This is a genomic window from Pedobacter sp. (genome assembly GCF_035566355.1).
In the GTDB taxonomy this organism is placed as follows: domain Bacteria; phylum Bacteroidota; class Bacteroidia; order Sphingobacteriales; family Sphingobacteriaceae; genus Pedobacter.
This window is the reverse complement of the sequence record NZ_DATMRL010000155.1, coordinates 1-7,680: the sequence shown is the minus strand read 5'-3', so window position 1 is coordinate 7,680 and position 7,680 is coordinate 1. Positions and strand designations below refer to the sequence as shown.

General features: G+C 41.4%; 8 protein-coding genes. 4 read left to right on the top strand and 4 right to left on the bottom strand.

What is annotated here, in order from left to right; translation table 11 throughout:
* A partial coding sequence (locus tag VNZ46_RS06165) for a PQQ-binding-like beta-propeller repeat protein (RefSeq protein ID WP_325559226.1) occupies positions 1–511 on the top strand: 511 nt, incomplete at its 5' end.
* 68 nt (positions 512–579) lie between these two features.
* Here VNZ46_RS06165 and VNZ46_RS06160 read toward each other — a convergent pair.
* From VNZ46_RS06160 to phnA, 4 genes are read right to left on the bottom strand one after another with little or no spacing between them, the layout of a single operon-like run.
* Positions 580–1,881, bottom strand: a complete 1,302-nt coding sequence (locus tag VNZ46_RS06160; protein ID WP_325559225.1) for a DUF5690 family protein — start codon at positions 1,879–1,881, stop codon at positions 580–582.
* 13 nt (positions 1,882–1,894) lie between these two features.
* Positions 1,895–3,127, bottom strand: a complete 1,233-nt coding sequence (locus VNZ46_RS06155) for an FAD-binding oxidoreductase (RefSeq protein WP_325559224.1) — start codon at positions 3,125–3,127, stop codon at positions 1,895–1,897.
* 38 nt (positions 3,128–3,165) lie between these two features.
* Complete coding sequence (phnY, locus tag VNZ46_RS06150) at positions 3,166–4,608, bottom strand: phosphonoacetaldehyde dehydrogenase (RefSeq protein ID WP_325559223.1); 1,443 nt, start codon at positions 4,606–4,608, stop codon at positions 3,166–3,168.
* A 56-nt stretch (positions 4,609–4,664) separates the two neighbouring features.
* On the bottom strand, positions 4,665–5,906 hold the full coding sequence (phnA, locus tag VNZ46_RS06145; RefSeq protein WP_325559222.1) for a phosphonoacetate hydrolase: 1,242 nt from the start codon (positions 5,904–5,906) through the stop codon (positions 4,665–4,667).
* Positions 5,907–6,193: 287 nt separating this feature from the next.
* On the opposite strand from phnA, the gene VNZ46_RS06140 reads away from it, so the two are divergent.
* The 3 genes from VNZ46_RS06140 to VNZ46_RS06130 form a co-directional block, all read left to right on the top strand.
* Positions 6,194–6,721 carry a hypothetical protein gene (locus VNZ46_RS06140; RefSeq protein ID WP_325559221.1) on the top strand — a complete coding sequence of 176 codons (528 nt, stop codon included), beginning with the start codon at positions 6,194–6,196 and terminating at the stop codon, positions 6,719–6,721.
* Positions 6,721–7,284 (top strand): hypothetical protein, encoded by a 564-nt coding sequence (locus VNZ46_RS06135; protein WP_325559220.1) that lies wholly within the window; start codon positions 6,721–6,723, stop codon positions 7,282–7,284. Before VNZ46_RS06140 ends, VNZ46_RS06135 begins: the two co-directional genes overlap by 1 nt.
* Before the next feature lie 43 nt (positions 7,285–7,327).
* Positions 7,328–7,680, top strand: a 353-nt coding sequence (locus VNZ46_RS06130) for a helix-turn-helix transcriptional regulator (RefSeq protein ID WP_325559219.1), incomplete at its 3' end; no start/stop codon positions are given.

Genomic DNA, 7,680 nt, shown 5'->3' with positions numbered 1-7,680 from the left:
AAGTGACGATGGTTTGCGTTTTAGAAGCAGTACGGCAAAGTATATTAAGGGCAATATATATGTGACTGGGATCAATGCTCTATTTGTAATTGATCCTTTAAGTGGTAAGACGCTGCAAAAGATTGAAGCGCCTTATGAGTTTAAAGTTATGGCGAGCCCGCTTGTGACAGACGAACATATTATTATGGCTACGGCCAGGAATGGTGTAGTTGCCTATGATTTGAAAACGCTGAAAGAGGTATGGAACAGGCCGACTGGCAATGCGCTTGTTTATTCTGCGCCTTATACCGGCCCGGAATCTGCAACGGTTGAGGGTTCAGTGCTGAGGTACAAAGGTAAATTGCTTTTCGGTGCGTCTGATGGTTTCTTTTATGTTCTGGATGAGAAAACCGGGGGTGTTTTGCAGAAGATGAATCTTGGTTCACCTGTTTTTGCTGATGTTTCGGTATCAAATGATACTGCATTTATAGCAGATTTTGCTGGAAATGTATTTGCTGTTGCTTTGAAATAGCGATTACAGTTTCTAAAAGTTTTTTTGTTTCATAAAGGGGGGCTCATTATAATGGCCCCCTTTATGATTTATTTTTTTCTGTCTAATATGCCTGTGATAGGACCCTTGATACCTATTTTTCTGTTAAAAAATAATGCGGAGACAATGAGTAGTATCATGGATATAGCTGTAAGGAGGTAGCTGAACTGCATCAGCATTTTTGCCCAGCTGAGGTCTTTCATGAAGAACTCTTTGTAAAGCAATAAACCAACACTGCCCAGGTATCCGACCGAATCACATATGTATACAAAAAATCCAGCATTTGCTTTGATTTTAAACAGGGCGATCATCCGTTCAAATAGTACAACTTGTATGGGTGTGTAGGCTAGAAAAAGTCCCAGCCCCACCAATAACATCCACCAAAAGGGGCTTAAAAGATGGAGATGGAAAAGCAAGGTGCTGCCGCCGCTTAACAATAAGCCTAAGGCGATCAGGTACTGGGTTCCCCAAAATCCTTTGATGTTATTTCTGACCAGGGAGAGACAGCCTATGGCAATGAGTACGATAATGCCGGAAATGGCTTCAGTTAAGGAGAATACAGTCTTGTTCCAGTGAGGTGCAATTTCATTCCAGATTTCTACAGAGAAATTATCCCTGAAATCCCGCATGGTTGTTAACAGTGTATACACCAGGCCGATGCAAAAGATAGGGATTCCATATTCTTTTATAGCGATATGTTTGTCTTCTCTGGTCATGGGCAATCTTTCTACCCTCAGCAATTTGTCAGTTTCTGTTGGCTCGGGGATAACGGACAGCATCCATACAAAAAGGAGAAATAATGGTAGGAAAAGCAGCCCGATTACTCCAGGCAGCCAGAATTCTGAAATAAAGGGGAGCCATTCATGAATCATAAAATAAATGGTTTTTATAATTCCGGAGCTAACAATTAAACTGATGCTCATGCCCATGGCCAGCATTTCGGTAAATCTTCTACCTTCCAGGTAACTGAAAATAATGCCCCACACCATCCCCAATGGCAGCCCGTTAAGGAATAAAAAGAAAAAATTATAAGGATAGGGAACTGCTCCAAAAAGTAAGAGGGCAACTTCGGCAAAAAGAATTAGACAGATGATCAGCTGCTTTCTTCCTGAGGCCTTGAGTTCGGAAATGATTTTGATGCCCATAAATTTGGAAACCATATAACCGAATACCTGGGCAATAATCAGAACGGCCTTATAGTCTAAATCGAATAGTGACAATCCTGTGTAGGTTCCACTGGTAAAGGGCTTCCTAAAGGCATACATGCAAAAGTATGTTCCAAAAGCAGCAATCATGCACCAGAAAACAAAGAACACATTGGAACTGGCGAGCAGGTGTTTTAATCGCTTCATAGGGCTTGGTAATTTATCCGCTTACTTTAGTGGACCGGGCACGGGCGCATCTCTCCAGCCATTCGGGGCTAAAGGGATCAATATCTCCGAATCTTTTAAGATCAAATTCAGAAAAGTCAAATGGATTGGAATGACCTGCGGCGAGTTCTGCAAATGCCAAACCTACCCCGCCACTCACAGATATACCTGCACCTACACAACCAGTGGCCAGTAACAGGTTATTTATTCCTGGCGGAACGCCCATAGATAAATTGTTGTCGGGTGTGTAGCCTGAAAATCCTGCCACATAATATTTCATTCCAATATCGTATACTTTTGGAAAAAAACGGGCCAGCCTGTCGATCACTTCTGAAAGGTCTTGCATACCTTTGTCTTCGCTGAAAGAGAATTGGTTAATGTCTGAAGGAATAATGTCTGCTGCTACACTCATGGAATTCTTTTCTCTGATACCGAAAAGCAGGCTTCCGCCTTCGGGACGAGCATAGGCTTGTGCATCTGGCAGCAATACAATAGGAGAGTTGGCTGGAAAGATGGGATTTTTTTCGGTAATCCAGTATTGACTTCTGGTTGGTGCCATGGGAAGACCTATACCTGCCTGACGCGCAAAAATTGGTGCCCAGGCGCCTGAGGCGATAATTGTTGTATTTGCAATAATGTCTCCAACGGTTGTTTTTACCCCGAGAGTGTCGTTATTTTCAATGATTAATTCTGTGGCCTCCACACCCTGAAGAAATTCTGCACCTTGCATTTTAGCACATCTTGAGAAGAATGTGCCCAGCAAATAAGGATCGCAATAGGCTTCGTCGGGCATATAACCGATTAATGAGGCTTCATCTGTTTTTAACCAGGGAGATAGTTTATGCGCTTCTTCATCTGAAATATAGTTGGCGGGTTGGTTGAACTCTTTGGCAATTTCCATAAGTTCCTTAAGTTCAGCTTCTCTGGCTTCGCTTGCGGCCAAATGTAATACGCCGCTAAATTTCATGTCCATGGATTCTCCAAGGATTTTTTCCATTTCAGAAACCACTTTGTAGGTTTCCAGGGAGAGAGGAATGAAATGGCGCTTTGCTCTTATTTTGGTTACTAATGCAGCCGCATGGCTGGTTGCAGAGTTGCAAAGTTCATTGCGGTCCAGAATGATGATCTTTTTGCCCGGATTATTTCTGGTGTAATAATAAGCGATGGCACAGCCAAATACACCTCCTCCGATAATCACTACATCGGCTTTTTTATATAATTTTCTCATTGTCAATTTTGGTTAGAAATAGGTTGGTCAAGCTGGGGTCACCAGGGCATTGAAAAGGTTTTTACATAGGAAAAGCATTTTATGGCTTCAATAACACCTTCTTTTATGCCCAGACCAGAATCTTTGATTCCTCCAAATGGAGAGTTCTCTATGCGGTATCCAGGTACTTCGTTAATGTTTACTGTTCCTACTTTCAATTCCTTTATAAAGCGGATGGCATGCTCCATATTATTGGTTACTACTCCCGAAGATAAGCCGTAGGCGGTTGAATTTGATAAGGCAATGGCATCCTCAATATCGTTAAAAGTGAGGATAGGAGCAAGTGGTCCAAAGGATTCCTGTACAATCATTTGAGCATCTCTCGGAACATTTACAATAACCGTTGGTTCAAGTAATGCTCCTTCTCGTCTGCCGCCCAGTAAAACACGGGCGCCTTGTTTAACTGCCAGGTTAATCACTTCCTCAAGATATATAGCAGACGCCTCGTCAATCACCGTACCGACTTTTGTTGCTGGATTAGAAGGATCTCCGCTGATATATTCTGCTGCTTTTTTGAGAAAGCGTTTGGTGAATTCTTCTGCAATGCTATGCTGAACTAAAATTCTTTTTACGGCTGTGCAACGTTGCCCGGAGTTTCTGAAGGCACCCTCGGCAGCCAGTTCGACTGCAAGATTGAGGTTAGCATCTTCCATAACAATTATCGGGTCATTACCCCCAAGTTCCAGAATTACTTTTTTATAGCCTGCTGTTTGGGCAATTTTTTTTCCTACAGGTACACTTCCAGTGAAAGAGACCAAATCTACTTCAGGAGCTTGTACAAGTACTTCTGCAACATCTTTTGTTTCGCCTAAAAGAACGCTGAGCATATAGGGCGGCAAACCAGCCTCGTACAACAGCTCTACAAAACGGATTGCAGTTAGAGGGGTTTTCTCTGAGGGTTTCAAAATTACGGGGGTTCCCGCGGCTAATGCCGGTGCGATTTTATGGGCTACCTGGTTTAGAGGGTGATTAAATGGGGTGATGGCGACAGCCAGATTTAGAGGTTCCCTTGTGGTAAAGATTTTTCTTTGTTTGCCTTTTGGTGAAATATCACAGGAATAAATTTGTCCATCATCCTTTAAACATTCTATTGAGGCAAAGAGCAATACGTCGTGTGCGCGCCCAATCTCATATTCTGCCTCGTAAATGCATAGTCCTGATTCTGAACTGATCAATTGGGCAAACTCCTGTTTTCTGTGGATCAGGAGTCTTTTTGCAGTATCCAGTACTTGGTATCTTTCATAACGGTTCAATGTTTTTCCGCCCTTAAGTGCTGTTGAAATCGCTCTTTGGGTATCTTCGGCACTTGCCATTTCTACTGTTCCAACTAATTTTCCATTGTATGGATTGGTAACTACCAGTTGTTTTCCTGAAACAACAGGTTCTGCAGCAATTAGGGAGGCCAGTGCCATTTTATTTTCTATAGAAGTTAATTCTTTCATAAGCTTAATTCTGTGAATTGTTGGTGATATTCTCAATAAGCCGGGTATTCAGGAAATCAATTAGTGCCGTTAACGGTAAAGTCAAATACATCGAAATTTCGGGGATCTCCTTGCGCTTTCATTTTGTAAGTTGCATTTAGCTGATGAGAAACTACTAATGGAACCATTTCTTCGTATCTGCCACCATGTGAACGCAAACTGCCATCAAGAGCCTTCAGGTCATGGTCGGCCGGAGTTTTTCCAACAACAACATCGCGTGCGGATAAAACGAACAGATCTCCTGTACGGTCTTCTGGTTGTTCCAGTATCCTGCAGCCAGTTGCTTTGTCATAAACTTCTGTAATTCCAGGTTGGACGGACAGCCAGTTTTTGATCTCGATTAAAGGGGTGTTATTGGATACATAAACCAGAACATAAGATCCTAATGCCCCATGGTGTTTAACGTAGGGATCTGTGATTGGGCAGATAACCCTGAAGCCTTCTCCAAATTGTTCATTGAGCATGGTTTCTATATAGCGGACATTGGGCGAGCCGTCTGCTTTTACTTTTGCATTCATGCCGTGGTCAGCAGTGGCTCCAATGATTGCACCCAGTTCCAGCATTTTACCCAGTTCAGCATCTTGTGCCTGGTAAAATGCAAGGGATTCTTCGGTGTCGGGAGCGAAGGTATGCTGCATATAATCTGTTAAAGAAAGATAAAGGAAATCGGCCATGCCGTTTTTAATTAAGGCTACCCCGGCACGCAATACAAACAGACTGGCTTCGGCACTGTAAATTGCTGGTGTGGAATGTCCAATAATTTCTTCGACCTTTTCAATGCCATGGGTTTCTAGTTTTGCCTGGCTCGCTTTTTCTGCAGAAAAGGCTATTCCTTTCAATTGGTAGGAAAGAATGTCCCGCAATTTTTCTTTTGCAGTCACAACGGCAACTTTGCGGCCTGCTTTCGCTGCTGCTGCCAGTAAGGTTTCTGCTCTCAGGTATTCGGAAGAGTTCATCATGACCTCCTGATCTTTTTCTGTGTCATAAAAAAAATTGCCGCAGATGCCATGTATTGCCGGGCTGACTCCCGTTACAATAGAAGAGTTGTTTACGTTGGTAAATGAAGGTAGTGCGCCCCTTACCATACCTCTATAACCCTGGAGGATCATTTTTTTTAAATTTGGCATCCTGTCGTGGATCAGTGTAGTATCCAGATATTCATCTGCTGAGCCATCCATGCAAATGACAACGATTGGTTTTGCTGCTGGCTGATAGGTTATTCCATTGGCTGAAAATGATTTTGTTGAGATGGTATTCATTGTATGTTGTTTATTTGGGCTAATAAAATGTTTAGTATTTATAAAAATATAAAATAATATTGTCATTAGGTAAGTAATATTAAACTTTTTTCTAATTCACCGTATTGGAGTCTGAAATCCATTTTTGCAGCTATTTTTGCTGTTTTTGACCGTGTGATGTTGTTGTGGCGGCTTGTTTTTAATTTAAATCGAAATATTTGTTTAGTATTTATTAACTTGCGCCGCGAAGATTGATTTTGATTAAATACATTGACCACACACAATAAAATAAACCTAAAATAATTAAGATGATGAAAAAGATCCTTCCTTTTCTCCTGGTGCTTGTAATGGTACAGATGGCTTTTGCTCAGAAAGGCAAAAAGCAGATGAATGTTATTATTGTATCGATTGACGGACTTCGCTGGAAAGAAATATTTCAGGGGGCAGAGAAACAATTGATGGCCAATAAGAAATATATTTCTCAGGATTCCTCTGATGTTTTTAAAAAGTACTGGTCAGAAGATCAATTGGAAAGAAGATCCAAATTGATGCCTTTTGTTTGGGGCAATTTGGCTAAGGCTGGGCAGCTGTATGGAAACAGAGAGCTGGGCAATAATGTTAATGTTAAAAATACCTATTGGTTTTCGTATCCTGGCCGCAGTGAAAATTTAACTGGTTATCCTGATCCGAAGGTGAATTCAAATGATTATCCGGATAATCCAAATAAGAATATACTGGAGTTTATTGATCAGCAAAAGGGTTACAAAGGAAAAGTGGTTGCATTTGCATCCTGGGATGCTGTAGCGGGATCATCAACCGGAACAGAAACGGTTTAATGGTCAATAATCCGTTCGAAGATGTTAAAGGGGAAGGGCTTACTGAAAGCCAAAAGATGGCCAACGAGATTCAGCACTATGCGCCTAAAATCTGGGGCGATGGTGAGCGTTTGGATGTCAATACCTATGCCATTGCTAAATCGTATATTATGGCTAAACACCCTAAGGCGGTTTATCTTGACCTGGCTGATACGGATGATCATGCCCATGAGGGTAAATATGATTTTTATCTTGATGATATTCATGGTATTGATGCAATGATTGGCAGTCTTTGGGCTTATTTGCAGAGTGATCCTTTTTATAAAAACAATACGGTGTTGATGGTCATGCCGGATCACGGGAGGGGTGAAGGTAAGCAATGGACCAGTCATGGTTCTGGGACACCGCACTCTAATGATACCTGGTTGATGGCTATGGGACCCAATATCAAAGCTCTTGGTGAGGTGAAGACGAGATCGCAGATTTATCAGAATCAGTATGCCAAAACTATTGGAAAGTTACTTGGTTTTAATTTTACCTCAGTTAATCCGATTGGCGAAGCTATTGACGGCATTGGTAATTGAGCTACTGATAAAATTTGCCTATCTTCGGGATTAAAAAAAAGCTATGGAGGACGATATTATTTTAAAGATCAGTTATCGGATCAAGGAAATAAGAAAAGAAAAACAGATCACTATTCAGGAATTAGCGAATAGTGCTGGGGTTAGTAAAGGTTTGATTTCACAGATTGAAAACAACCGGACAATTCCTTCTTTGCCGGTGCTGATGAATATTATCCATTCTTTAAATCTTGATTTAACCGTTTTTTTTAAAGATATCTATGCTAATAATCATCGTGAAAAGGTGTTGATTATGCGCTCTTCTGATTATAAGTCCTTAAAAAAGGAAACCTCAAAAGGATTCGACTATCAAAGAATTTTAACGCGGAATATTCATGCGGGGCCTGTTGATTTTGTTTT

Coding starts and splice junctions, on each gene's coding strand:
- VNZ46_RS06160 (WP_325559225.1), bottom strand. CDS start 1,881: ATGAAGCGATTAAAACACCTGCTCGCCAGTTCCAATGTGTTCTTTGTT.
- VNZ46_RS06155 (WP_325559224.1), bottom strand. CDS start 3,127: ATGAGAAAATTATATAAAAAAGCCGATGTAGTGATTATCGGAGGAGGT.
- phnY (WP_325559223.1), bottom strand. CDS start 4,608: ATGAAAGAATTAACTTCTATAGAAAATAAAATGGCACTGGCCTCCCTA.
- phnA (WP_325559222.1), bottom strand. CDS start 5,906: ATGAATACCATCTCAACAAAATCATTTTCAGCCAATGGAATAACCTAT.
- VNZ46_RS06140 (WP_325559221.1), top strand. CDS start 6,194: ATGATGAAAAAGATCCTTCCTTTTCTCCTGGTGCTTGTAATGGTACAG.
- VNZ46_RS06135 (WP_325559220.1), top strand. CDS start 6,721: ATGGTCAATAATCCGTTCGAAGATGTTAAAGGGGAAGGGCTTACTGAA.